22 protein-coding genes and 2 tRNA genes are annotated in these 22,820 nt (G+C 48.5%); 13 read left to right on the top strand and 11 right to left on the bottom strand.

What is annotated here, in order from left to right; all coding sequences use genetic code 11:
* The first annotated feature begins 8 nt into the window (after positions 1-8).
* Both C9I92_RS04230 and C9I92_RS04225 read left to right on the top strand, forming a co-directional pair.
* Positions 9-584 carry a NapC/NirT family cytochrome c gene (locus C9I92_RS04230; RefSeq protein WP_047883886.1) on the top strand — a complete coding sequence of 192 codons (576 nt, stop codon included), beginning with the start codon at positions 9-11 and terminating at the stop codon, positions 582-584.
* Between the two features lie 24 nt (positions 585-608).
* Entirely contained in the window at positions 609-743 is a 135-nt protein-coding gene (locus C9I92_RS04225; protein WP_084712460.1) for a TIGR02808 family protein, read from the top strand.
* A gap of 169 nt (positions 744-912) precedes the next feature.
* On the opposite strand, the gene C9I92_RS04220 is transcribed toward C9I92_RS04225, so the two are convergent.
* The 3 genes from C9I92_RS04220 to C9I92_RS04210 form a co-directional block, all read right to left on the bottom strand.
* Entirely contained in the window at positions 913-1,101 is a 189-nt protein-coding gene (locus C9I92_RS04220) for a hypothetical protein (protein WP_047883885.1), read from the bottom strand.
* 70 nt (positions 1,102-1,171) lie between these two features.
* Complete coding sequence (locus C9I92_RS04215) at positions 1,172-1,657, bottom strand: DUF1499 domain-containing protein (RefSeq protein WP_084712459.1); 486 nt, start codon at positions 1,655-1,657, stop codon at positions 1,172-1,174.
* An 88-nt stretch (positions 1,658-1,745) separates the two neighbouring features.
* A complete protein-coding gene (locus C9I92_RS04210; protein WP_047883989.1) occupies positions 1,746-2,108 on the bottom strand; it encodes a DUF2956 domain-containing protein in 363 nt (120 codons plus the stop codon).
* 579 nt (positions 2,109-2,687) lie between these two features.
* Here C9I92_RS04210 and C9I92_RS04205 point away from each other — a divergent pair.
* On the top strand, positions 2,688-3,149 hold the full coding sequence (locus C9I92_RS04205) for a DUF2919 domain-containing protein (protein ID WP_047883988.1): 462 nt from the start codon (positions 2,688-2,690) through the stop codon (positions 3,147-3,149).
* 5 nt (positions 3,150-3,154) lie between these two features.
* Positions 3,155-3,562, top strand: a complete 408-nt coding sequence (locus C9I92_RS04200; RefSeq protein ID WP_047883884.1) for a hypothetical protein — start codon at positions 3,155-3,157, stop codon at positions 3,560-3,562.
* Positions 3,563-3,681: 119 nt separating this feature from the next.
* On the opposite strand, the gene C9I92_RS04195 is transcribed toward C9I92_RS04200, so the two are convergent.
* On the bottom strand, positions 3,682-5,280 hold the full coding sequence (locus C9I92_RS04195) for a GGDEF domain-containing protein (RefSeq protein ID WP_053061725.1): 1,599 nt from the start codon (positions 5,278-5,280) through the stop codon (positions 3,682-3,684).
* Positions 5,281-5,457: 177 nt separating this feature from the next.
* Here C9I92_RS04195 and C9I92_RS04190 point away from each other — a divergent pair, with 177 nt between their 5' ends.
* A complete protein-coding gene (locus C9I92_RS04190; RefSeq protein WP_047883883.1) occupies positions 5,458-6,351 on the top strand; it encodes a Dyp-type peroxidase in 894 nt (297 codons plus the stop codon).
* A gap of 342 nt (positions 6,352-6,693) precedes the next feature.
* Here C9I92_RS04190 and crr read toward each other — a convergent pair whose 3' ends face one another.
* The 5 genes from crr to cysZ form a co-directional block, all read right to left on the bottom strand.
* Entirely contained in the window at positions 6,694-7,203 is a 510-nt protein-coding gene (crr, locus tag C9I92_RS04180; protein ID WP_047883881.1) for a PTS glucose transporter subunit IIA, read from the bottom strand.
* A 40-nt stretch (positions 7,204-7,243) separates the two neighbouring features.
* A complete protein-coding gene (ptsI, locus tag C9I92_RS04175; protein ID WP_047883880.1) occupies positions 7,244-8,971 on the bottom strand; it encodes a phosphoenolpyruvate-protein phosphotransferase PtsI in 1,728 nt (575 codons plus the stop codon).
* 53 nt (positions 8,972-9,024) lie between these two features.
* Positions 9,025-9,282 (bottom strand): phosphocarrier protein Hpr, encoded by a 258-nt coding sequence (ptsH, locus tag C9I92_RS04170; protein WP_047883879.1) that lies wholly within the window; start codon positions 9,280-9,282, stop codon positions 9,025-9,027.
* 314 nt (positions 9,283-9,596) lie between these two features.
* Positions 9,597-10,565, bottom strand: a complete 969-nt coding sequence (cysK, locus tag C9I92_RS04165) for a cysteine synthase A (protein ID WP_047883878.1) — start codon at positions 10,563-10,565, stop codon at positions 9,597-9,599.
* A gap of 216 nt (positions 10,566-10,781) precedes the next feature.
* A complete protein-coding gene (cysZ, locus tag C9I92_RS04160; RefSeq protein ID WP_047883877.1) occupies positions 10,782-11,543 on the bottom strand; it encodes a sulfate transporter CysZ in 762 nt (253 codons plus the stop codon).
* Between the two features lie 453 nt (positions 11,544-11,996).
* Between cysZ and zipA the strand changes: the two genes are divergently transcribed.
* The 6 genes from zipA to C9I92_RS04130 all read left to right on the top strand — a co-directional run bounded on the left by zipA (position 11,997) and on the right by C9I92_RS04130 (position 19,929).
* Positions 11,997-13,376, top strand: coding sequence for a cell division protein ZipA (zipA, locus tag C9I92_RS04155; RefSeq protein ID WP_047883876.1), 1,380 nt, complete (start codon positions 11,997-11,999; stop codon positions 13,374-13,376).
* A gap of 122 nt (positions 13,377-13,498) precedes the next feature.
* The gene (gene ligA, locus C9I92_RS04150) at positions 13,499-15,514 is read left to right on the top strand and encodes an NAD-dependent DNA ligase LigA (protein ID WP_047883875.1); all 2,016 of its coding nucleotides are present in this window, start codon (positions 13,499-13,501) and stop codon (positions 15,512-15,514) included.
* Positions 15,515-16,017: 503 nt separating this feature from the next.
* On the top strand, positions 16,018-17,394 hold the full coding sequence (locus tag C9I92_RS04145; RefSeq protein WP_047883874.1) for an OprD family outer membrane porin: 1,377 nt from the start codon (positions 16,018-16,020) through the stop codon (positions 17,392-17,394).
* Positions 17,395-17,778: 384 nt separating this feature from the next.
* Complete coding sequence (locus tag C9I92_RS04140; RefSeq protein ID WP_047883873.1) at positions 17,779-17,979, top strand: hypothetical protein; 201 nt, start codon at positions 17,779-17,781, stop codon at positions 17,977-17,979.
* A 173-nt stretch (positions 17,980-18,152) separates the two neighbouring features.
* Positions 18,153-19,577: a glutamate--tRNA ligase gene (gltX, locus tag C9I92_RS04135; RefSeq protein WP_047883872.1), complete on the top strand. Its 1,425-nt coding sequence runs from the start codon at positions 18,153-18,155 to the stop codon at positions 19,575-19,577.
* Positions 19,578-19,853: 276 nt separating this feature from the next.
* Positions 19,854-19,929: transfer RNA gene (locus tag C9I92_RS04130), tRNA-Ala, on the top strand.
* A 275-nt stretch (positions 19,930-20,204) separates the two neighbouring features.
* Here the strand turns inward: C9I92_RS04130 and C9I92_RS04125 are convergent.
* Positions 20,205-20,281, bottom strand: a tRNA-Arg gene (locus C9I92_RS04125).
* A gap of 47 nt (positions 20,282-20,328) precedes the next feature.
* Positions 20,329-21,471 carry a flagellar assembly protein FlgT gene (locus C9I92_RS04120; protein WP_047883871.1) on the bottom strand — a complete coding sequence of 381 codons (1,143 nt, stop codon included), beginning with the start codon at positions 21,469-21,471 and terminating at the stop codon, positions 20,329-20,331.
* Between the two features lie 213 nt (positions 21,472-21,684).
* Between C9I92_RS04120 and C9I92_RS04115 the strand changes: the two genes are divergently transcribed.
* Both C9I92_RS04115 and C9I92_RS04110 read left to right on the top strand, forming a co-directional pair.
* Positions 21,685-22,320, top strand: coding sequence for a FlgO family outer membrane protein (locus tag C9I92_RS04115; RefSeq protein WP_047883870.1), 636 nt, complete (start codon positions 21,685-21,687; stop codon positions 22,318-22,320).
* Positions 22,321-22,357: 37 nt separating this feature from the next.
* Entirely contained in the window at positions 22,358-22,792 is a 435-nt protein-coding gene (locus tag C9I92_RS04110) for an LPP20 family lipoprotein (protein ID WP_047883869.1), read from the top strand.
* Positions 22,793-22,820: the final 28 nt, after the last annotated feature.

The following is a 22,820-nucleotide window of genomic DNA, read 5'->3' as shown; positions in this document are numbered from 1 at the left end:
GGCTATTAATGAAGATAATCAAATCCTTTTGGCGGCGCTTCACCTCGCCAAGTAAAGTGGCGGTCGGGCTGGTCCTGTTCATGGGTTTTATGGGCGGCCTGCTGTTCTGGGGTGCATTTAACACCGGGATGGAAGCGACGAATACGGAAGAGTTCTGCTCCGGGTGTCATGCGCCGATTGTGAAAGAAATTCGGGAAACGATTCACTACTCGAACCGCTCTGGGGTCAGGGCTATCTGTTCTGATTGCCATGTTCCGCATAACTGGACCGATAAAATTGTGCGCAAGGTACAGGCATCGAAAGAGCTGGTGGCCTTTGCGATAGGCACGATTGACACGGAAGAAAAGTTCCAGGAAAGGCGCGGTCATTTGGCTAACCGGGAATGGCACCGGATGAAAAATAACGATTCCAAAGAGTGCCGCAACTGCCATGAATTTGAGTATATGGATTTCTCAGAGCAGGGCGCGCGCAGTGTGAAACAGCACTCTACCGCGTTGGCATCCGGTGAGAAAACCTGTGTGGACTGTCATAAAGGGATTGCTCACAAACTGCCTGATATGAAAGGCATCGAAGGCTGGCAGTAGCCGTCGGTAGAGGAGGAGAAACGTATGAGTACACTCGAATCGGTAATCTGGCACACACTGGGTTATGCGGCGATGCCAGTCATAATTTTGAGCGGTTTTCTGGCCGTCGCGGTGATTTGCATTGGTCTGCTGTCGTTAGGAAAAGACAAGCAAAGTTAAGTACCGGTTGCGTCGGTGGTGACTGGTGTGATTGCATCAGCCAACGTAAGCCATGTCTTCTGACCGTAGTCAGGAGGCATGGCTTTTTCGTTCTTAGCCTTTGGTCTTTCCAGCCCTGTCTTAGTCCTTCGCTGTAGGCTAAGCCTGAGCCTGAAAAGAGTCGGCGGCATTATTCGCGGTGCAGAAAATTTTCATATACCGCTAAAGCGAGCAGGCTGATCCAGATAGCATCCAGGGCACCCCACTCCAGCAAATACTGGTCAGGCGTCAGTATACCGACACTGGCATCAATAAGTTGCAGCAGTGTCATACAGATGATGCCCATCACACAGAACAGCAAAAAACTGGCTTTGGTCATAAGACACCCCAACAAGAAGAGTCATTCCAGCCAGTATTATAGATCTAACTGATAATTATTATCAAATAAGTTATTGCAAATAACCCTGCGCTTTTAATAACTCTCGGAACTGATCAGCGCGATCGCGATTGACGCCGAAGTCATAGTACCCGACTCGGGATGCTGAGCGGACAATGAGCTGGTTGCCGTCGCGCTGGACCTCAAAATCATCCACAAACTTAAAGACCCGGCTGGTGCACTCGATGCGGATATAGTCCGGTTTATCTTCAACCATCCGTGCTCCCGGTAACAGAGTCGCGACCCGTTTGACCGCTTTCCAGTATTTTTCTCCTTTTTCCGTCAGCGTAAACGGAGCAAGCTGAAAATCCTGACGCGCATCAAGTGTGGAGACGCAATTAGGTTTGTCGCCGCACGGCTGAGCAATTTTGATGTGATTGAGAGTGCTCGTGTCATTTTCTGATGACTGTTGGGCAGCAGTGCTGCTGCACGCCGCGAGTACCAAGCTCAAAGCCGTCAGTAATGGAAAGCGGGAGAAGCGTAATCGACTTGTTATCATGACAGAATTCCTTGTATGTCGTCTGGGTTCGGATGAACGCAATATCTGTTGGCGGTCTTGCTGAGCGCCAATGCAGCTTCTGTATGGGTTACAGCAGGTAGAAAGCCAGAAACCCGACCCACGATAAGCCAAGAAGAACCCAGGGAAGCCATTGTTGGCGAGACGGGGTAGCCAATGATGGGTCATGTGGGGCGATATTGTCGTGGTCGTAAGAAGTAGCCGGGTCGTTAAGTGGGTTCTTATCCTTGGACTGTTTCTTTCGTAGTTTATCTCTTTCTCGAGCCTTGGCTTTCTGTTGCTTCTTGTACTGCTCTATACCGTGTTGAATTCCCTGAGCAATCAGTTTGGTTTGTTCCTTGGTTTGCCCCGGTTTTTGCGTCGCGCGGGCAATGCGCATTGCTTCTGCTTGGGTTTCCGGAGATGGGGTTTGCTGTGGTTTTTTGACTGCCATAGTGATTGCCGTCGTTGTGTAATGTCGAATCATTTATCAGAGGCAAATTATACCCTCCGTCAGCGGGAAAGCTAATGCGATAGGCAATGAAAAGTGATCACACAACACGTAAAAATATTTCATTGTGTGAATGAATTTTGCCCAAGTGTGAATTTTTATTTTTATCTTTAACGCAATGAAAAGTAATGAATTATTAGGGGGTTTTCGGGAGGTGGTGCATAATTATCCCCAATGTGACTTGTGTAATAAAACTAGAAATTTGTGTGTTACTTAACGTAAAAACGTGAACTTGGCTACAAGTTGAACTGTTTTAAAGTGCGTTAAAGCACAGAATTTACCACGGCTGCTGGTGCGATAATCATAAAGGCTTATCTTGAGTAAACCGGTCAGATATAGCAGAAAACACCGTTGACCTGCGCTGGTGTTGAAAATGATCACATCAGCCTCCATTGCATAGAGTAAGTCGCATGTAGCAAGTCGATGACATGCCTGAGTCATAAGGTATGACGTCAGCAAATGGCATGTCAGTCATTAGCATGTGAAACGCCATTTGAAATCGCAATTGTTTGGGGAAATACGGTGTTATACCCGATTGAAGCCTATGACCGTCACGGGCTGCTGAAACCTTCAGCCATGTTATGGCTAACTCTGTTTTTCAGCGCAAAAGGCTGGCTGGTTTTTATTATTGCAGGGGCCAGTCGACAGCAAGGAGCCCGGATTCTGGAAACATTGTATCCGTTGCCACAGAACTTGTACCTGGCAATGGCGATCGGCCTCCCGGCAATGTTGCTGATGTGGTTGTCCGGTCACCGATATAAGAACAACAAAGTCATTAATTTTATCTGGCAGCGGGGGAAAATCATCCTGTTGCTGGCATATATCACAGATTGTGCGTTGCAAATGCATCAGCTGATCCTGACCCACGGGGCGTTCAGCTGGACCCGAGCTATCAGCCTGTTACTGACGCTATGGCTGGGCGGTTACTTACTCAGAAGTTCTCGGGTCAGAAACACATTTGCCGACAAGCCCATAGAGAGGTAACAAACATGAACGATTGGGGTAAAGGCCTGGTTCTGTTTAGTGCGTTATTAAGCCCGTTAGCCATGGCTGACTGGTTGCTGGATGTTAATTTTGAGCTGACTGGGGCAGGTATGACCCGGTCGGTGAATACGTCACTGTCGCTGTTGCCAGGTGAAGAAACGGTATTTTTTGGCACACTGGATGAAATTGGCCAGAATCAACGCGAATTGGTGGGGAGTGCTGAATTGATAGAAGTCTCCGCCGAACAAGTGAAGATTGCCTTTAAGGTGCAGGAGCGACTTGATGATGGCGGCTGGCGAACCCTGATTGCTCCAACCCTTTCCACTGGACTGGATACCCCGATTTTGTATGAAGGGCAAGACAGTGAAGGGGAAAAACAACTGAAGCTGCAAGTTGCCGTGACATCAGTCTAAACGACGATTTGGCTTTATTTTTACGCCTACTTTTTGCACCTGCTTTTTGCGTTAAAGATTGGCCGCGCGGGTGTATGCGTAGGTCTAAAAGTAGGTCTAAAAAAATGATTTGAGTTGCCTTACTGGTCAGAGATCGGTAACTCAGAAGAAGAGCGCTCCTGTCGGGAGCGTTTTTTGTTTTTGTACATCTGGGTATCAGCCCGGGATAAGAAGTAATCTGGTGTGTCTCCCTGCCGGTAGCGGGTGACCCCGATACTGGCGCCAATGTGTATTGACTGCTTGCCCATCTGAAAGGGTTCAGTTGCCAGTTGATTGAGCTGTTGGGACAGCGACTCGGCCGCAGAGTGGGGGGCGTCGGGCAGTAAAACGACAAATTCATCCCCTGCGAGCCGGGCAAAAAAAGCATCGCTTCCGGACAACAACGCTTTCACCCGCTGGCAAAACTGCTGCAACACCATGTCACCTACCTGATGGCCGTAAGTATCATTGACCGTTTTAAAGTTATCCAGGTCAATAAACAGTAACACAGGACAAGCTTGTTTATTCTTTGGCTTGTAGATGCTTTCCCACAACATCTCCCGAAGCGCGACCCGGTTTGCAACCCCGGTCAATGGATCCCGGCGTGCCTGACGGTTTGCCCGCTCTCTGGCCAGTTTATGCAAACTGACTTCACGTTTGAGGCGGGCGTTTTTGATGTAAAGAAAAGCCGCAGTCATCGCTAAGCCCAGTAAGATAAATACCGAGTTAGCAATCGCCAGAAGGTGGTTGTCAGCGTCAGGGGAGTCGTAGTGAAACAGGAACTGTGCATTGATTGTTGTTGGTGGCATCAGAGCATGCCGACTCAACTGATCGGCAATGGTTTGCCAGCGATGGGGATTCATATGGCCAATTTCGATCAAATCAGCCAGGATCATCGGGCGTGATGTTTCCAGTTCGTAGGCCAGATGCTCACGGGTTTTTCGCGACGGATAATGTGATTCGATCACATCCAGCGTTTCTTCCGGGTGGGACAGTGCATAGTACCAACCCTTGATACTGGCTGTTCGGAATCGCTCTGCCAGATCCGGTTTCTGCTCTGTGGTATGTTGATGGGTAAACAGGATATCACTGTAAAAATCAATGCCATGTTGAGCCGGCTGGAAGATCACCGGTTTGACTCCCGACTCCTTCAATAGGTAGGGCTCATTATTCAGGTAGCCGTTGAAAACGTCGACCCGGCCGGATAACAGATCCTGAATATTCCCTGAGGTATTCACCGCCTCGAACTCATTCAGGCGAATCTGGTTGCCAGTCAGCAAACTGATCAGCTCGGCATCCGTACTGCCGGCAAACATCATCACCCGCTTGCCTTTCAGATCGGTCAGGGTATCAATCTGGCTATCGGAGCGGGCCAATAATATCGACGGTGAGTGCTGGTAAATGGCCGCCAGCGCGGTAACCGGTTGGCCTTGTCCGAAGCCGATCAGCACCTCCGTATTGCCAACGCCAAAATCCGCCCGGTTATTCATTACCTGCTCGAGCGGATTAATTCCCTCTCCGCCGGGAACAATCGTGGCATTGATGCCAGCTTCACGGTAAAAACCTTTTACCTGTGCCATGTAATAACCGGCAAACTGCGCCTGATGATGCCAGCGCAATTGCAACGTGACAGATTCAAGCGCGAAGGATGGCCAGGCAATCAGACTGTATAAAAGGAAGAGAAAAGGGCTGAATTTCACAATATGCAAATGCGCGCTTAATGGTGTTCATTATTTTCAACAACTTAATCAAAGATGTAAAGGCGAACACGGATTTTTGCGACCGCTGACAATGATCAACGATAGTGATGGAAAACGCGTTATAATCAACGGACTGAAAAGCGCGAAGCGCAATGAGAGCAATAACAGGAGAAAGATATGGCAACTGCACAACCCCTAATTTTGCCAGAGGCCGGTCCATTTGCACTGTATGTGGTCATGAATGTTAAAGGTGACCGACACGCTTTGGTCGAGCAGTGCCAGAAACTTCATGATCTGGTTGAGAGTGTCAATAGCCAGCAACATGCGGATTTGCGTGCCTCTGTGGCATTCGGTAAACCTTTCTGGCTGACGATGGAAAAAGGCTGTCCGGCTCAGTTTGATGAGTTTACTGCGTTAGGTGAGGGAGCGATTACAGCTCCGGCAACTGGTGGTGATATTCTGTTGCACGTTAACTCTAGTCGTCATGACCTTAATTTCTACCTGCTACGCAAGTTCATGGAACCGGTAGCGGAAGAGCTGGACATTCTGGACGAAACTTACGGGTTCAAATACTTGGATGCCCGTGATATGACGGACTTTATTGACGGTACGGAAAATCCGAAAACCCGTGAAGCGCGTGCTGATGTGGCACTGATTCAGGATGGCGAATTTGCGGGCGGCAGTTATGTGATGATGCAGCGCTTTGTTCATAACCTGCCAGCCTGGAATCGACTGAATATTCAGGCTCAGGAAAAAGTGATTGGCCGTACCAAACCAGATTCTGTAGAGCTGGAGAACGTTCCTGCAGCATCTCATGTTGGCCGTGTTGACATTAAAGAAGAAGGCAAAGGGCTGAAAATCGTTCGTCACAGCCTGCCATACGGCACTGTCAGCGGCGACCATGGCCTGTTGTTCATTGCTTACTGCAATACTCAGCATAACTTTAAAGCGATGCTGGAAAGCATGTACGGCCATACTGACGGTAAAACTGACCAACTGCTGCGCTTTACATCTGCGGTTACCGGGGCGTATTTCTTCGCTCCATCAATGGAAATGTTGCAGTCTCTGTAATCAGCCTGGCAGAAAAGATCCCGGCAAGGTCGCGCCGGTACCAAGCTTGAGTGTATGTTCTGCCCCGGTCAGTGGATTGCCATGCTGTTGCGACAGCGGGCGACTCTGCAGAGCACGGGGAATTAGGAAAAATGGGCGATATATACATCGCCCTCCTGGAGTCTATCAGACACTCAGAAAAGCAGGCTTTACAGAATCAAAGCAAGCGAGAGCAAAGCCTCTCGCTTTTTTATGTTTGTGTTGCGGCAGGGCGCTACACAATGTCAGACAAACAAAAAGCGCCACCCGAAGGCAGCGCTTTGATGTCACAATAGCGAGTGGCTATCTACAACAGATGTTGTCTTATTTCTTAACGCGCAGCACAGGCGTTTCACCAACAGTGGTTGCACCAGAAAGCTTGTTCAGCTCTTTGATTTCATCCATGTTAGAGATAACAACAGGAGTCAGAGTAGATTTCGCTTTTTCTTCCAGCAGTGCCAGATCGAACTCAATGATAGTGTCGCCCACTTTCACTGTTTGACCTTCTTCAGCGACGCGAGTGAAGCCTTCGCCTTTCAGTTCAACAGTGTCAATACCGAAGTGAACGAACAGTTCGATGCCGTCGTCAGACTCGATAGAGAAAGCGTGGTTAGTTTCGAAGATTTTACCGATAGTACCGTTTACAGGGGCAACCATCTTGTTACCAGCTGGTTTGATAGCGATACCGTCACCAACGATTTTCTCAGCGAAAACCACATCTGGCACATCTTCAATGTTTACAATTTCACCAGAAAGTGGCGCGATGATTTCAATTGCACCAGCCTCAGCGCTGTCGTCAGAAACCAGCTTCTTCAATTTGTCAAACAGACCCATATCGTTGCTCCTAAGCGTTGTTATTTTATCTGCAGCTATCTTAGCAGATGGTCTTTTCTGCGATGAATTTTTCTACGTGCGCTTCGATTTCAGCGGCAGTAGGCATAGCAAGCGCTTGCTCAGCCATGGCTTTCACATCGGCATAGTTCGCGTTGCGGATAATCTTCTTAATGCGTGGAATAGAAATTCCGCTCATGCTGAACTCGTCCAGGCCCATTCCCAGCAGGAGTAGGGTCGCACGCTCGTCACCGGCCAGCTCACCACACATACCGGTCCACTTGCCTTCTTTGTGAGAAGCATCAATAACTTGCTTAATCACGGTCAGGACCGCAGGTGACAGTGGGTTGTAAAGGTGTGAAATCAGCTCATTACCACGGTCAACCGCAAGAGTATACTGGGTTAAGTCATTCGTACCAATACTAAAGAAGTCTACTTCCTTAGCCAGGTGGTGCGCAATTGACGCCGCAGCAGGGGTTTCTACCATCACGCCGATTTCGATGCTTTCATCGAACGCCAGACCTTCAGCACGCAGTTCTGCTTTGTACTCTTCAATAGCTGCTTTCAGTTCACGGATCTCTTCAACAGAGATAATCATCGGGAACATAACGCGTAGCTTGCCGTGGGCAGACGCGCGCAGGATACCGCGCAGCTGGTCGCGCAGGATATCACGACGATCCAGGCTGATACGTACCGCACGCCAACCCAGGAACGGGTTCATTTCTTTTGGCAGATCCATGTATGGCAGATCTTTGTCGCCACCGATATCCATAGTACGGATAATCACAGGCTCGCCGTGCATGGCTTCAGCCACTTCTTTGTAAGCCTGGTATTGCTCTTCCTCAGTTGGAAGGGCATCGCGATCCATGAACAGGAATTCAGTACGGTACAGGCCAACACCTTCACCGCCGTTACGGTTGATACCGTCACAGTCTTTAACTGTACCGATGTTACCGCAGACTTCTACCTGGTGACCGTCCAGCGTAATTGCCGGCAGATCTTTCAGTTTCGCCAGTTCTTCTTTTTCAGCCTGATACTGATCACGGATTGCTTTGAATTTGGTTAGCTCATCATCAGACGGGTTGATCACAATCTGGTTGTTGATTGCGTCAAGAATCAGCATGTCGCCGTTCTTCACTTTCGCTGTGATGTTGTTGGTACCAACGATGGCTGGAAGCTCCAGAGAGCGTGCCATGATGGAGGTGTGGGAAGTACGGCCACCGATATCAGTCACAAAGCCCAGAACGTAGTTCAGGTTGATTTGTGCGGTTTCAGAAGGTGTCAGGTCGTTGGCAACCAGAATCACTTCTTCATTGATGGCACTCAGGTTAACAACGTTAATACCCAGAGCATTTTTCACAACACGGCTGCCGATATCACGGATGTCGGTAGCGCGCTCTTTCAGATATTCGTCATCCAGAGATTCCAGCGTAACGGCCTGCTCTTCGATAATAGAGTAGATAGCGTAGTCAGCTGATGCTTTGTTGTCTTTAATGAAGGCTATGATTTCTTCTTCAAGCTCTTCGTCTTCCAGCAGCATGATATGGCCTTCAAAGATGGCTTCCTTCTCTTCACCGAAGGTAACACGCGCTTTTTCCTTGATTACTTCCAGTTGCTCAGAAGATTTTTTTCGAGCATCGAAGAAACGCTGAATTTCATTCTCGATTTGGTCTGCAGAAACAGGAGTCTTGTTCAGAACAATCTCTTCTTCCTGCAGTAGTAGTGCTTTACCAAAAGCAATACCAGGAGATGCCAGGATACCTGAAATCATAGCCTTACCTTAATTTGACGTATAACTAGGAAAAGTAATAAACGGGCTGCGGATTAATGCAGTTCGTCCATTAGGGCAACCAGGTGGTCAACAGCTTCTTGAGCTTGAGTACCTTCAGCAGAGATGGTTACTACTGTGCCTTTTACTAGACCTAGAGTCTGAAGCTTGAACAGGCTCTTAGCGCTAGCGCTTTTGCCGTTTGAAGTCACTGTGATGTCTGCGTCAAAGCCTTTTGCTTCTTTTACGAACTGAGCAGCTGGACGAGTGTGTAGACCGTTTTCTGCAGTGATCTCAACTTGCTTTTGATACATTTTTCACCCCGATACAAATATTATTTATTTAATCTTAACGTAACTGAAAGTAAGCTTAACCCTTTTAAGCTATGCTCGCTAATCTGGAGTATAAACTACCTTAACAATCCGGTGCCTGAGTTTAATCCAAGTCAATGTTTTGTGACTTTTCTCGCTTTCCATGTCTCTTTCAGGTCGTTTTTTGACCTTTTATTTTGAGGCTGGAAATAAAACACACCGGATTTATATTAGAGCTACGCCTGAATTGCAACAAAAAAGCCCCCTGCTAGGGGGCTTTAAGATGACTCAGATCACGTTATCCGTTAAAACTGTGATCACTGTTGCGTTTCTTTTTCGGTGAAAATTCCGGCAAACAGGGCAGTAGATAGGTAACGTTCACCCGAACTTGGCAGGATGACAACAATGTTTTTACCTGCGAACTCTGGACGCTCTGCAATACGGTTTGCTGCAACAACAGCCGCACCGGATGAGATACCTGCCAGAATGCCTTCTTCTTCCATCAGGCGACGTGCCATGTCAATGGCGTCTTCAGAGCTGACCTGTTGCACTTCGTCAATCAAATCCAGCTCCAGGTTGCCTGGGATGAAGCCTGCGCCAATCCCCTGGATTTTGTGAGGAGCTGGTTTCAGTTCTTCACCGTTCAGGGCCTGCGTGATCACTGGTGACTCGCTTGGTTCAACCGCAACGGTTGTGATTGCTTTACCTTTCTGGCGCTTGATGTAACGGCTGACGCCTGTCAGCGTACCACCGGTACCGACACCGGATACGAACACATCAATTTCGCCGTCAGTGGCATCCCAAACTTCCGGGCCTGTTGTTTTTTCGTGGATTTCCGGGTTGGCTGGGTTGTTGAACTGTTGCAGAAGCAGGTATTTTTCAGGTGCTGAAGCGACAATTTCTTCGGCTTTTTCAATCGCACCTTTCATCCCTTTCGGGGCTTCGGTTAGAACCAGATTTGCACCCAGAGCTTTCAGCAGCTTACGGCGCTCAAGGCTCATGCTCTCAGGCATGGTCAGAGTCAGTTTGTAGCCACGTGCAGCGGCAACAAAGGCCAGGGCGATCCCGGTGTTACCACTGGTTGGTTCGACCAGTTCCACGCCTTCTTTCAGAATCCCTTTTTTCTCGGCATCCCAGATCATGTTGGCGCCAATACGGCATTTAACGCTGAAGCTTGGGTTACGGGCTTCGATTTTAGCCAGAACGTTACCTTTACTGACGCGATTAAGGCGAACAAGAGGGGTATTACCAATAGTAAGGGAGTTATCTTCGTAAATTTTGCTCATTGTGTCGTTCCTTCGTAACACGCTCAAATTAAATGACACTCTAAGCATAATCTCAGATAGACGTTTGAAAAGGAATTTGTGGTTATATCTTATTGTTATAAAGGACGCATTCAGATTGGCAGGGCGGGTGCATGTTAATAAATGTAAACCTAGGCCACAAAACGTAAAAAGCGAACCGTTTCCGGTTCGCTTTCTGGCGGTATTTTGTTACGAGAATCAGTAATTGCGATACTGATTGCGGTAGTTATCCACCCACATCGCTGTTGCACCACAGACGGCAACCGGCATGACGAACAGGTTCAGGATTGGAGTCATGGTACACAGCATGACCAGACTGCCGAAACTCAGCGACTTCCCGCGTTTTTGCTTAAGCGCATCGCGCATCGCTGGGAAGGGCACTTTGTGGTTATCAAATGGGTAGTCCGCATACTGGATTGTCATCATCCAGGCGCTGAACAAGAACCACAACACCGGGCCAAGCGTCTGACCAATGGCCGGAATCCATAACAGGATCAGCAGACCAATTGCTTTTGGCAGGTAGTATTTCAGCTTCACCCATTCGCGGTGCATGATGCGCGGCAGATCTTTCATGACCGTGGCAATGCTGGCATCAGGGGCTTTGTTACCGGTTAGCTTGGCTTCCAGGTGCTCAGCCAGTAAGCCGTTAAAGGGTGCGGCAATCCAGTTGGCAATGGTGCTGAATATATAAGAGAAGGTAACCAGTACTGCGATAGCAATGAGAGGCCACAATACGTATGACAGCCAGTCCAGCCAGCTTGGCAGTTTGTCCATCCAGCCACTGATCCAGACGTCTAGCTGACTTAGAACAAAACCAAACGCGGTGCCGAAAAGCACAATGTTGATCAGCAACGGGAACAGGACGAAACGTCGGGTTCCCGGCTCCATTGCCAACGACAGGCCACGGAAAAAGTATCCGGCACCGCTTAATGGCGATTGAATAGGACGCGGTGATTGCATAAAAGCTCCTCGGCGAATAAAGGGCAACGGCTCTGAATACGTTAATGAGCCTTGTTGGGTATGAGGGCATATTAACGTTGTGTAGCGGAAAGACGCAATCTACATGGGCTGTTGACAGGTCAAGCCGCCGTAAAATTGTTCAAGGAGTGGTCGATTTTGTGCTCGATAGCACTATCTTACACGATTAAGCATATTCGCCTTCTCATTATGTTTTGAGTTTTGATACAGTAATGATTGCCGGTGTGTATTTTTCTTGATAACAAGAAAATCACATGGGTAATAAATCCGGCTACATGGTTCGTCAAATTACGTGTCTGCTGAGTCAGTGCGATAAACGAGAAAACTGCAACCGGGTTTTTGTGTCACGGTACTTACCGGATCGCCGATACCGGGGGATACCAGAAATGTTGATTCACCCCTTGATGGGGAAACGAGTAAATTCAGAGTATTCATATGCAGGAATTGCGTCTGGTTCTAATTATTGTTGGTGCACTCGCGATTGCAGCATTGTTGCTGCATGGTCTGTGGAGCAGTCGAAAGGAAAAGCCCGCGAAGTTTAGCGAAAAACCGCTGGGCAAGCTGAGTGAATCATCTCGGGACTCTGACGGGTTTGATAAAGATGGTGTGGGCTCAGTACGTGTCGTGAACCATGAAAGCCCGCAACCGGAGCCGGTTAAACCGGAACGAAAAGAACCTGAATTGCATTTCGGTGCCAAACTGGACGTTGACCCGTTGTTAGACGTGCAGCCTTCGACTCAGGCCACACCTCAGCCAGTTGCTGAACAACCTGTCACTGAGCAGCCTGCGACCCAACAGACTGGTATCCAGCAACCTAGTATTCAGCAGCCAGTGTTTCAAGAACCAATAGCGCAACAACCCGTGGTTTCGTCACCAACTGACTTTGTTGAAGTTGCGCCTACGCCAGAGCTGCAACCGCACTCGCTACAGCCTGTAGTTCATGCACCACAAACAGCGGCTGTACCTGAGACTGTGACTCCAGCGATGGCACCGCATCAAGCAATCGTTTCTGAAACCGTTTCTGCTCAGGGAATCGCGTCACAAACACGAACGACTACAGCATCGCAAACCGTTGCGCCACAGCCGGTTGCCTCGAAAGCAGCGGCTAATAAGCCTGTGCGCGCGGAACCGACATTTGCGCCGGTCGTAGAAGAAAGCGAGCATGTTGTACCGCAAGCCGAGAAGCAACCTCAGGCGACAGCACACCAGATGGCGTTTATGCCTGCAGAGTCCGATAGCCAAGCTCAGTCTGACGTTGTGCCTGTGGATGTACCTGCTGCGCCAATCAGCCATGCTGCGCAAATCAACCCGGCGGAGGCAGTTCCTGTCGAGCAAGTAGTCGCCGAGCCCGTCATTGTGGAGCCTGAAGTGATTCCGGAACCAGAACCAGAAGTGCTACCACCAGATTATCTGATTCTGGGTGTGCATGCTCGTAACGGTCACATATTGCGCGGCAGTAAATTATTCAATGCTTTTGAGCAAAACAACCTGATTTTTGGTGAGAATTCGGTTTACCACCGTCACCTGGACAAAGCGGGGACAGGGCCGATTATTTTCACCGTGACCAACATGGTGCACCCGGCTCACTTCCCAGAAGGCGGCAGCGATAATTTTGAAACCCCGGGGGTTGCTTTTTATCTGATGTTGCCGGCGGAAGCAGGGCGGGCCGATGAGCACTTTAATCTGATGTTGCAAACCGTTCAGCGCATTGCTGACACGCTGGGGGCGGATGTTTTGGATCACGAGCGTTCTCTGATCACCCCACGCCGTATCAGCCAGTATCGTGAAAAAGCACATCGCTATACGAACGTCTGATTAATCTCATCAGAGAGCAGAATAAATTGCCCTTTATACGCCACAGTATAAAGGGCTTTGTTTTTTATACCGGGCCAGCTTTTTCATGATTAACCCGAGCCCGGCAGAGGATAGGAAACACAATGAGCCATGATATTCAGCAGCAGCTGGCTGAGCTGCGTGAACAACTTGCTTACCACGGTTACCGTTATTACGTTGAAGACAACCCGGAGATTCCGGATGCAGAATACGATCGCCTTATGCAGGAGCTGTTGGCACTGGAAGCTGAACATCCTGAGCTGATCACCACCGATTCCCCAAGCCAACGTGTCGGTGGACAGCCTTTAGCCGCTTTCACTCAAATCCAGCATGAGATCCCTATGTTGTCGCTGGACAATGCATTTGATGATCAGGAGCTGATGGCGTTTGAAAAACGCATGAAAGATCGGCTACCGGCTGCCGCATCATTGATGTACTGCTGTGAGCCGAAGTTGGACGGTCTGGCGGTGAGCCTGATGTATGAGAATGGCATACTGGTTCAGGCTGCGACCCGTGGTGACGGTACAACCGGTGAAAATATTACCGAAAATGTACGTACAATCCGTGCTGTTCCTCTCCGTCTTCGTGGCGAAGGATGGCCTCGTCGTCTGGAAGTGCGCGGTGAAGTTTTCATGCCGAAGCAGGGTTTTGACGATCTGAACGAGAAGGCCCGCAAGAAAGGCGAAAAAACTTTTGCCAACCCACGTAATGCAGCTGCAGGCAGTCTGCGTCAGTTGGATCCACGGATCACGGCAACTCGCCCGCTTCATTTTTATGCTTACTCTGTCGGTGTTGTTGAGGGCATGGAGCTGGCAGAGAGCCAGTACCAGCGTCTTGTCCAGTTGAAAAACTGGGGGCTGCCGATGTGTCCGGAAGTCAGACAGCTGAATAACATTCAAGAAGTCATTGCTTACTACCAGGATATTGGTGACAAGCGTCAGTCACTGCCATACGAAATTGATGGTGTCGTGATCAAGGTGGATGCTATTGAGCTACAGCAGCAACTGGGTTTTGTTGCGCGAGCCCCTCGCTGGGCAATTGCCTATAAATTCCCGGCGCAGGAAGAGCTGACAGTACTCAGAAATGTTGAATTTCAGGTTGGCCGAACTGGTGCCATTACTCCGGTAGCAAAACTGGAACCGGTATTTGTCGGGGGGGTAACCGTCAGTAACGCGACCCTTCACAATGCTGACGAAATTGAGCGGCTGGGTGTGATGATCGGTGATACTGTGGTTATTCGCCGAGCCGGTGATGTGATCCCTCAGGTTGCATCGGTTGTAACAAGTCGCCGTCCGGCAGATGCTCAGCCAATCGTATTCCCACAAACGTGCCCAGTTTGTGATTCACATGTCGAGCGTGTCGAAGGTGAAGCAGTAACCCGTTGCTCTGGTGGGCTGATCTGCCGCGCGCAGCGTAAGGAAGCACTAAAGCATTTCGTGTCACGCAAAGCAATGGATGTTGATGGCTGCGGCGAAAAAGTCATAGAGCAGTTGATCGAACGGGAAATGGTGACGACCCCGGCGGATTTGTTCAAGCTGTCGGCGGGGGTTGTCACGGTGCTGGATCGTATGGGGCCTAAATCCGCACAGAAGTTAGTCGATTCATTTGCGGCCTCAAAAGAAACCACACTGCCCCGTTTCCTTTACTCTTTGGGAATCCGTGAAGTAGGAGAGGCGACAGCGGCAAACCTGGCGAATTACTTTGAAACGCTGGAGAATCTCGAGAATGCCACTGAAGAGCAGTTAATGAAGGTGCCTGATGTAGGGGCTATTGTTGCTGCTCATGTTTATAACTTCTTCCGTGAGGAACACAACCTCAGTGTGATCCGAGAATTGCTTGAGGTGGGGATTCACTGGCCAGCTATTGAAAAACCCGATGAAGATGCTGAGTTGCCATTGGATGGCAAAACGGTGGTATTGACAGGTACCTTATCTCAGCTGAGTCGCTCTGATGCCAAAGCCGCACTGCAGAAGTTAGGGGCAAAGGTAACGGGGAGTGTTTCAAAGAAAACCGATTTGCTGGTGGCTGGTGAAGCGGCTGGGTCAAAATTGGCAAAAGCACAGGAGTTGGGCATCGAAATTTGGGATGAGCAAACCCTGATAAACGTCATTTCTCGTTAATATCGTCAATTTCGTTAATTTCTTTTTTTACAATTTGTAATATCTCCAACAAGCCCCAGGTATTGATTTATCTAGGGCTTTTTATTTTCTCCTCATTTTTCTCAATCTTTTTTCATTTGAAAAATATTTTTCGGCAAAAATCGTTTTCTTAAAGGATTTGAAAATGTAATCAATTGCAGAAAACGCTCGTTTCTTTCTGTCTAGCTCGCAACTTATTAACGTGAAATAAATGTAAGTTGTTGATATTCAGTGTTTTATTGTTTGTCTGTTTGTGTGATTGAACTTTTTTGATCACGATCACCGAACACCCTGAATATTTGCACTCAGTCATATTTTTTAAAGAATTAATTAAGTTATGTTTGATGTTTTTTGCTGCGAAAGTAGTCTTAGTTGTGAACTAAGCGCAGTTGGACTGTGCACTCAAAAATGAATTTGTTGCGTACCTACGGCGGCCAACTGAGGTACGTGAACAAAACAGCTAGTTATTATTTAGGAGTTATTCCATGGAAAAACTATTCAAGCGCTCTGCTCTGAGTGCTGCTGTAATCGGTTTTGTCGCGGGTATGTCAATGGCGACTGCGCCAGTGGCTCATGCCGAAGGCTTTTTTGAAGATTCAACCATCAACGGTGCCGTGAACTTCTGGATGCGCGATCGTACTCGTGGTAACTACGATCCTGTGACCGGTAGTGACACAGATAAAGAAACTAACCTTGACCATAGTTCTATCTACACAAACTTGGGCTTTAGCTCCGGTTATGCTTCAGGGGTGGTGGGGTTAGACCTGAACGTTTATGCGACCTTTGACATGTGGCAGAACGGTGGTGCTGACCACGAGATGAACTTCTGGGACGTCAATAACCCGTTCGATAAGAATGCGAGTTCTAATTCTTGTTCTGATGTCTGGACTGATTGTAACAGCAATGGTGTTAGCTATCAGACTGTGGCTGCGAAGTTTAAGCTGGGTGAAAATGCCAAGGCGCGTTTGGGTTACTTCCAACCAAGCGTTCCTACTGCCATGGGGGTGAACTGGAGTTATGCGGCCGGTACTTACCTAGGTGGTGAATTAGGCTTCTCTGTGGGGGGCTTAGAGCTGGGGGCGGTATACGCAACGCGTTATAAGGCACCATGGTTCAAAGATACTTATGAACTGAGAACGACGAAAAACGAAGATGCTGGCGATGCCTACTCGCTGGGTGCACGCTACACCTTCGGGAATGGTTTGCTGCTGGATGTGGCATATGCCGGTCTGACCGACGGCGATCGTAAAAATGCACACATCAAACTGAAGCAAACGCTGGATAACGGCTGGTACCTCTCTCCACAGCTTTACGTAATTGATGATGATGAGCAGTATGACGACACGGCTTTCCACCTGGCTTTCCTGTCAGCCAAAACATTTGGTCAGTACACAGTACGTGCCGAAGCCACTTACACCATTGCCGATTCGACAGATATTTCGAACAGCATGGGTAACTTTGCATACCGTCTGACCAGCCAGTACGGCGGTTCTAACGGCGCTTACGATATCTGGTGGAACAACCGCTCTGACTTTAACCACGATGGCGAGTTTGCCGTGTTTGGTTCGGTAAACCGTGACTTCAGCGATTTGGGTGCGCCAGGCTTCAGTGCAGGCTTCAGTGCCGCGGCGGGTATGGCATCTTCAGATGTTGATGGCCTGGATGACCTGTTCGAGTACTCAGGTAGTGTGTTTGCCAACTACGCTATCCAAAACGGTGCTCTGAAAGGCGCTAATATTGGTTTCTACTACACCGAATACGTGAACGATACAGATACGCCAAACTGGACGGGTTGGACAAACCTGTTCCAAGACGAGTCTGACATTAAGGTTACCTTGACCCTGCCATTTACCATCAAGTAATCGAACGTTTTACACTGCCTATAAAAGAGCTAGCCTTCGGGCTGGCTCTTTTTATGTTTGCGTCAGGTATGCTGCTTACCGTTGGGGGGAGATGTCCTGAGTGTTGTGAGTGAGATTTTGGCGACGGCGGATATTTTATAAAGTGTGAAAAATACACATAAAAGACGGAAATCAGAGTGTCTTTTTTGTTTGATATTTAGAATTAAAAATTATCTATAAATCTCAGTCTCTTGTACCAGCGTCGAGACAGTGATTTACTTCGTTTCGAAAAATAATATGCTATGAGAGTAGTTGTTTTTTACTGACCTATACTGTTAAAGCATCTCAAATGCAGTGGTTGTTAAACACCTTATGTGACAATAACCGGAAATTAAGGAGTTAACCATGAAACTGAAGTGGGTTGTTTTGACGATTGGATTGCTGGGGGCAGTAAATTCCGGCTTAGCGATAGCTAATCAGGGATCAGGTGGTGCACCGGCAATGCCCATTTACCGTTGTATGGTAGAAAACGAGCAAGGCAAGGTGACTGAATCTTGGGTCCCATTGCATATCTGCCAGCAAAAAGGCGGAAAAAGTGTTATCTAACCTCGCATTAACAGGTTAGAAGCAGGAGGGCTTGTCCCTTCTGCTCCCGATATTAGCTTTCCAGTCCAGACATACTCTCTGCAATATTTTCCTTCCGCGTCTCAAGTGCTAAACTAGTTGCCATTTTCTGGGCCGGGTGTTCGCCTGGCGATTCGATTAATTAGGTATTATTCATGACGGTTAAAACGCGTTTTGCTCCGAGCCCAACAGGCTTTCTGCATGTTGGTGGTGCTCGTACGGCTCTTTATTCTTGGTTGTATGCGAAACATACGGGCGGTGAATTCGTTCTGCGTATCGAAGATACAGATCTGGAACGTTCAACTCAGGAAGCGATCGATGCCATTATTGAGGGGATGAACTGGCTGGGTCTGAACTGGGACGAGGGCCCATACTACCAGACCAAACGTTTTGATCGTTATAACCAGCTGATCGACCAGATGCTTGAAGAAGACAAAGCATACAAGTGTTACTGCCCGAAAGAGCTGTTGGACGAAATTCGTGAAGAGCAGATGGCTGCTGGCGTAAAGCCTCGTTACGATGCGAACCACCCGAAAGTGATCGCAGCTAATGCTGCGGCGACAGAAGAAACACCATTCTGTATCCGCTTCCGTAATCCGAAGGAAGGTACGGTAGTTTTTGATGACCATATCCGTGGCCGCATCGAAATTTCCAATACCGAGCTGGATGACCTGATCATTCGTCGTACCGATGGCAGCCCAACGTACAACTTCTGTGTAGTGGTTGACGACTGGGACATGGGCATTACGCACATTGTTCGTGGTGAAGACCACATCAACAACACGCCTCGCCAAATCAATATTTACAAGGCGCTGGGCGCTCCTATTCCTGAGTTTGCACACTGTGCCATGATTCTGGGCGATGACGGTGCGAAACTGTCTAAACGCCACGGTGCGGTCAGTGTGATGCAATACCGTGATGACGGTTACCTGCCAAAAGCACTGCTGAACTACCTGGTACGTCTGGGCTGGTCTAATGGCGATCAGGAAATCTTCTCTGAAGAAGAAATGATTCAGCTATTCAGCCTGGATGCCATCAGCAAATCAGCATCGGCATTTAACACTGATAAGCTACTGTGGTTGAACAATCACTACATTAAGCATTCTGAGCCAGAGTACGTTGCGCAATACCTGCAATGGCACTTGGATCAAAAAGAAATCGACATCACTTCAGGTCCGGCTATCACGGATGTGATCAAGCTGGTCGGTGAACGTTGTAACACCCTGATTGAACTGGCTGAGCAATCTCGCTATTTCTACCAGGACTTCAGTGAATTTGAAGCCGGTGCTGCGAAGAAACACCTGCGTCCTGTTGCGAAAGACGCATTGGAACTGGCGCTGGCAAAAGTAGAAGCACTGAGTGAGTGGACAACAGAAAACCTGCATCAGGTGATTCAGGATACGTGTTCAGAGCTGGATCTGGGCATGGGTAAAGTGGGTATGCCACTGCGTGTTGCCGTTACTGGTATTGGTCAGTCTCCATCTGTTGATGCTGTCATGTGCCTGGTTGGTAAAGAGCGTGTTATGGCTCGTATCCAAATGGCACTGGCATACATTGCTGAGCGTGAAGCTAACAGCTAATAATATCTGCTTAATCGAGGTTGTCTTGACCTATGGATAGCGTAGAACCGGAGCTTTTGCTCCGGTTTTTTTATTCTCTAATCAGATTTCAAGCAGCGGTTGTCAATCGTTGGCTTTGTATCGACGTAGCCCGTTTGGGTTAATTTGTGGTGGATAAACAACCAAAAAACAAAGGATATTGTGATTTGTTTAACGCTTTTAAATCATGGGGGCTGAGAGAGGCTTTTTGTTCATTGACATGATTTCATTAAGTTTTTATTATCTATTCCACAATTTGGGGCTATAGCTCAGCTGGGAGAGCGCTTGCATGGCATGCAAGAGGTCAGCGGTTCGATCCCGCTTAGCTCCACCAAATTTAAAACCTCGCCTTTTGGCGGGGTTTTTTGCTTTATAGCCTTTAAAAAGTTCGGATGGGTTAGCTGCGATGCTTTTTGGTTCTTCCCAACGGTTTTTACTTTAGGTCCTATGAGCGGCTGAGGTGATGGTACAGAAGCGTCGGTGACACGGTTTGTACTGAAGGAGTAAGAGAGCGGGCGCTGGTGTGCGAAACAGGTGTACAAAAAGGCCTTTTGCTGAACTAAACAAAAAAGCCCGGTACAGCTGAGTACCGGGCTTTTTGATATTTGATGGCGCTCCCTACAGGAGTCGAACCTGTGGCCTTCCCCTTAGGAGGGGGACGCTCTATCCTACTGAGCTAAGGGAGCAACTGCTTGTCAGGCATTATACAAAAAATTAACTATAAATTAAGCAATTAGTCGAGCGTTCTGAGCTGTTTGGTCAGTAAATCACCGGGTTGGATACTGGCCGCGAGCTCGGGCTGTCTGACAACCAGCTCGGAAGATTTTTCGTACACGCGGTCAACGGTGAGTGTGATATTGGTTTGTACCATTCGGTTCCGGGGAATTCCATTTTGATCAATAAATCCGGCGGAGTGCCACAAAGCCAATTGATCGCCAGCGCGAACACCATGAATTCGACCGACATTGATTTGCACGGCGTTGCCTCGGGTACTGACCACCTCAGGCAAACTGGTGCGGCAGGATAGGGTTGATTCCAAATCCAGCATCATGTTGCGACTGACCCGCACAATTGCCTGCCCGTAGCCTGATTGCCAAAAACGGGCACTTTTGGTATCCACCAGGCTTGTCCGGGAAAATGGCCAGTTAGCCACCTCCCGGTAGTTATTCTGCATCAATATCTCGCCGGTTTTTCCGTCAATGATCATCAATGTCGCGGCAAATTGGCGATTGATCTTGTCAGTTCTGAGGATCTGGTTGTCTACCGTTGAGGTCAAATCGGTGATTTCGCCACTGACAATATATTGAGCGTCATTATCTTCCGCCATCATAGTCAATGAATCAGGCTGGCCGGGATTAACCGGGAAAGGTGTGATGCCGGCAGTGACAAAGCTCTGGGAGTTCTTATTAAGTTGGCGGTTAAACAGCTGAGTGAAATCGTCACCCAGCTGGTAAATCGATCCCAGCGCGGCGTGCTGAGGGTAGGCAATAGCAAACTCGCCCAGTAGCAAGCCCTTTTTGTATTGAGTACGGTGGCAATTTTTTGCCGATGGTGCGATCTCAATCCGAGCGGTGAGGTAATATTTGCCGCCTTTCTTCTCTGTCTTAGTGACAGAAATATGACGGATTTCGTTGCCGCTGAAATGATAGTCTTTCTTCCCATCCTCTAGGTAAGGTTTAATCAGGCCGATATTAGCGATATCCGCTCCGGCATAACTGGTGGCCTGAAACACCGCGTCTTCCAGGGCATTTTGCCTTGCCAGGCTTTCACTCTCGAGGATGATGGCATTGCCGGTGATCTCATACCAGGATGCCTGTAAAGGCGCCGAGAGCAAGGAACACAGGCTCAGGAGCAACGCGCTTGTTTTTTTTCTCATTGAGATCACTTTTAACTATAGGTACGAAAATTGCTTAGTGATACCAACAGGCTTGTTATCTTCAGTTTTATGGCTGAGCTGCTGGCACAATAATAAAAGATTAAGCAAAAAGTGTTCCCATACGCAATTTTGCAGCGAGTCGGTAAAGTTTTTTTCCGACTGTACGATAAAAAACTATGGCATTGAGACTCGTCGCATTTGGAGCTGGTTAGAATGAAAAACTGGATCGTACTGGTACTGGCATTGGTTACGGTATCTTGTACCTACTCGCCTGTTTACAACGGTAAAAAGCCGTATTCAGGCAGTGCATTTATGTTGAAAGAAACACCACGCCATACCATTGATTACTTCATTGAGGGGATGACCGAGCAGCTAGTGGCCTCGAATCAATACCTGACGGCGAAAACCCCGCTGGCTGTGACATCGTTTGTTGATCTGCAGGACATGAGGGAAACCAATTGGTTGGGGAATACTGTCGCAGAGAGCTTTATGTTCCAGATGCAGCAGCGTGGTTATACCGTGGTTGACTATAAAGCGACCGGCGCCATAAAAGTGACGTCGGAAGGGGATTTTGCTATTAGCCGTAACTGGAAAGATCTGGCTGCGGAACAACCGGTTGATTTTGTTCTGACGGGAACGATGGTTCGTCAGGCCGCAGGGGTGATGGTCAATGCCCGTATTATTGGGATGCGTTCGCGAGTCGTGATTGCATCGGCGCAGGGCTTTTTGCCGGCTGAGCGTATTGGCAGCGACCTCGATACCTTGAACAAAGTTCGGATGAGAAACGGGGTGATAATTCGTGATGACGCAGCAATTTACGCTGATAATAACGTCATTCTAAAACCTTGATTATTACAACCTGATAGTTAAAAGATTGGGAGCAGACATGCGCTACGGATTAATCTTCTTGCTGAGTGTATTTGTGATGGGCTGTCAGCCCATGTTGCAGAGCAGAAGCAGTGCAACGGATGTGATTACCGCCGTTGGGTATGCGTCCATTAGCGAGCAGCGCGGACGTACCCAGGAAGAAAAGCAGCTTCGGGCGATGAGAGCGTCAAAAATTGATGCGTATCGTGAACTGGCTGAGCAGGTTTATGGTTTTCGAATCAGTGCTCAGGCTGGGCTTGATGATCAGCAACTGAGTATTGAGAGTACTGATGCCAGTGTGGACGGGAACATCCGTGGTGCAGAAGTGATCCGTAGCTACCCGGTCGGAGACAGCTATGTGACTGAAATGCGTCTGGACATGAAAAAGATGGAGCGCCTCAGTGATGTCGGGGATGTCTATCATGTCCCTAACAAGCAGACGTCGCTGTTTTAATGAAGATGCCGATGTCGTTTGGCGAAGG

This window comes from Photobacterium ganghwense (assembly GCF_003025595.1).
Lineage (GTDB): Bacteria > Pseudomonadota > Gammaproteobacteria > Enterobacterales > Vibrionaceae > Photobacterium > Photobacterium ganghwense.
This window is presented reverse-complemented; position numbering and strand designations above follow the sequence as displayed.